This window comes from Candidatus Sodalis sp. SoCistrobi (assembly GCF_900143145.1).
Classification (GTDB): Bacteria; Pseudomonadota; Gammaproteobacteria; order Enterobacterales; family Enterobacteriaceae; genus SoCistrobi.
On record NZ_FRDB01000302.1, the window covers coordinates 1 to 2,663 of the forward strand.

Here is a 2,663-nt window from a genome sequence, read left to right on the forward strand (position 1 = left end):
CGGCGACTCCTACGATAATGCGATGGCAGAGAGTATCAACGGGTTGTACAAAACGGAGGTTATCCACCGCGGGAGCTGGAAAAACCGGACGGAAGTGGAGTTGGCCACGCTGGACTGGGTGGACTGGTACAACAACAGAAGGCTGCTCGGGCGGCTGGGTTACATCCCTCCTACTGAAGCCGAAATGAACTATTACGCTTTGCAATTAGCATCAGAGGAAGCGGCGTAGTATTGCCAAAATTACTCTCTAATAAACTCGGGGTTATTCAGCATGCCTGGCGTAAGCTCATTGCAAACTGCGCGGTCAGATAGCTGACCAGCTCACGCTTTATCGCTGGTTTCAAAGGTTTTTCTCAATAACGTCTTTCAGTGCGCGACACTCGAGACTCAGGTCAGCAAACATCTACTTCAGCCGGCGGTTTTCATCCTCGAGGTCTTTCATCTTTTCAATATCGGAGGCTTCCATGCCGCCAAACTTCGCATTCCAATTGTAATAGGAGGCCTCAGAGATTCCGGCTTCGCGGCAGACATCTTTGGCGGTACTTCCAACTTCGACGGACTTGAGAACGGCGACGATCTGGTGTTCAGTGAACCGGGATTTACGCATGACGATCTCCTCAGGGAACATAGTCAGTATGTCGGAAGATCTCTAAAATGAATGGTTCGGTTTACCGGGATACTTACATACCCGCATCAGTAAGTTGATGTAGATTGAATCAGGTTGACGTAGGTTGAGTGAAAAAGCGAGGAAAGCCTTGCGGATACTGGTTTTCAGGCACAAAAAAAGACGTCCGTTGACGTCTATTGATGTTCCGATGGTGCCGAAGGCCGGACTCGAACCGGCACACCCGAAGGCGGTTGATTTTGAATCAACTGCGTCTACCGATTTCGCCACTTCGGCACTGAAGGGGTACGGATAGCGAGGTGCATTATACCGTTAACAGATCCCGGCGCAATACTAATCCGTTCTTCCGGTGTGCAACTGCTGAAAAAACGGCCTCCTTCTCTATTACTGCGGCCGTTGATGCATGTTAGCAGCCGGAACATCGCTGCCGTCCCCTCGCTTGCAACGACTCTGGTAGCCAGGGTGCCGGTGCTTTTCTTGTTCGTGCTGTTTACCACTGGCAGCCCGGGCACCAGTAAAACGGGCGGCCGGAAAAAGTGGTTTTCTCTATGGCATGACCGCAGCGCTCGCAGGCCTTTCCGGCTCGATGAAAGGCGCGAAAGCGGAACGTAGCGCCGTGGTGATCTTTGGCGCCGGGTTGGCCGCGGGTGGCGTAAGATAAGCGCGGAATGTCGAGAATCGCCTGGCACAAGAGCCGCTGTTGCTCTTCGTTGAGATCTCGCGGCCGATGGTGAGCCAATAACCGTGCCTGCCACAAGATCTCTACCCGCAGATAGTTTCCCAGACCGGCGATAAAGGATTGGTCCAGCAGCAGCGCGCCCAGCTGACGGCCGGAGAAGCGTTTGGATATCAGCCGCTCCAGCACGGTGTCCACTTTCAGTAGCGGGTCCAGCGCATCCGGGCCGATACGCAGCAGAAAAGGATGGGCAGCCACTTCCTCAGCGCTGAGAATACTGATTTCGGAAGCGCTGTAGAGCAGAATGGCGGCGTTCTGGTTTTCCAGCCGCACGCGCAGATCGCGTTTTGTTACCGGCGTTTCACCTGCTTTGACGATGCGCCAGACGCCGTACAGTTGGTTGTGGCTGTAAAGTACCTGTCCATTGGAAAACCAGGTGAGCAGCGCTTTGCCGCGCGCTTCGATCTTGTCGATGGTTTGCCCGATTAGCACCGTCTCCCATTGTTTCAAATGGGGAAAGGCAAACCAGGTCAGGGTAAGCGGTAAATTTGACATCGCCAGCATGAGGCTGTCGGCTGCTCGACGTATTTCCGGTCCTTCCGGCATTTCCATTTCCTCCATCAGCGGTGGTGCAATAATAGCACCCGGCGGGAAATGGCGTCTAAGCGTAATCAATGTTCGCAGCGTACTGCGTGCCGTCTCTGGCCCTATGTTAGTCAGGCAGCACATCGTGTCGCTGGGCTTCCGGGCAAGGGCTGGATCCTATTTGATAAGATAGTTGCCGCAGCGCCACCCCACAGCGCGATGCTAACGAGCATGCCAGTCGGAGCTTATTCGCCTAATTACCGAGCTCACTGAGTAGTAACATCTTCCGGCTAATGGGCAAGCACCGGCGGCAACAGCAACGATGACCATTTCAGCCATTTCAGCTATTCAGCTATTCAGCTATTCAGCTATTCAGCTATTCAGCTATTCAGCTATTCAGCTATTCAGCTATTCAGCTATTCAGCAAATAGTATTGCTTTATTTACGCTAGCGACTTTCATGACCTAAGCTAATTCAGCGACATCTGCAACTCGGCACCTCAGGACCTTGGCACCTTGGCACCTTGGCACCTTGGCACCTTGGCACCTTGGCACCTTGGCACCTTGGCACCTTGGCACCTTGGCACCTTGGCACCTTGCCACCTTGCCACCTTGCCACCTTGGCACCCTAACCCACCTCGTTATACACATTCTGTTCGTGCCTGAGCGCGCGTAGCGTTTCGGCGGCCGTCATGACTTTCTGCAAGCCTTTCCAGATAGTTTTTGCGCCTGGCTCACCGTCGCCTTTTCGAGCAAGAAAGCCTCCGAGTTGCGCAAC

3 protein-coding genes, 1 tRNA gene and 1 pseudogene are annotated in these 2,663 nt (G+C 53.7%); 1 reads left to right on the forward strand and 4 read right to left on the reverse strand.

Annotated features, from left to right (window positions below; translation table 11 throughout):
* Window positions 1–229, forward strand: a 229-nt coding sequence (locus tag CINSTRO3249_RS14825) for an integrase core domain-containing protein (RefSeq protein WP_143146879.1), incomplete at its 5' end; no start/stop codon positions are given.
* A 40-nt stretch (window positions 230–269) separates the two neighbouring features.
* Here the strand turns inward: CINSTRO3249_RS14825 and CINSTRO3249_RS14830 are convergent.
* The 4 genes and pseudogenes from CINSTRO3249_RS14830 to CINSTRO3249_RS14845 all read right to left on the reverse strand — a co-directional run.
* Window positions 270–607: pseudogene (locus CINSTRO3249_RS14830) on the reverse strand (transposase); the annotation flags it as partial.
* A 209-nt stretch (window positions 608–816) separates the two neighbouring features.
* Window positions 817–901: transfer RNA gene (locus tag CINSTRO3249_RS14835), tRNA-Leu, on the reverse strand.
* Between the two features lie 214 nt (window positions 902–1,115).
* On the reverse strand, window positions 1,116–1,907 hold the full coding sequence (gene nei, locus CINSTRO3249_RS14840; RefSeq protein WP_074013807.1) for an endonuclease VIII: 792 nt from the start codon (window positions 1,905–1,907) through the stop codon (window positions 1,116–1,118).
* A 606-nt stretch (window positions 1,908–2,513) separates the two neighbouring features.
* On the reverse strand, window positions 2,514–2,663 hold a 150-nt coding region (locus CINSTRO3249_RS14845), incomplete at its 5' end, for an IS4 family transposase (protein WP_074013806.1).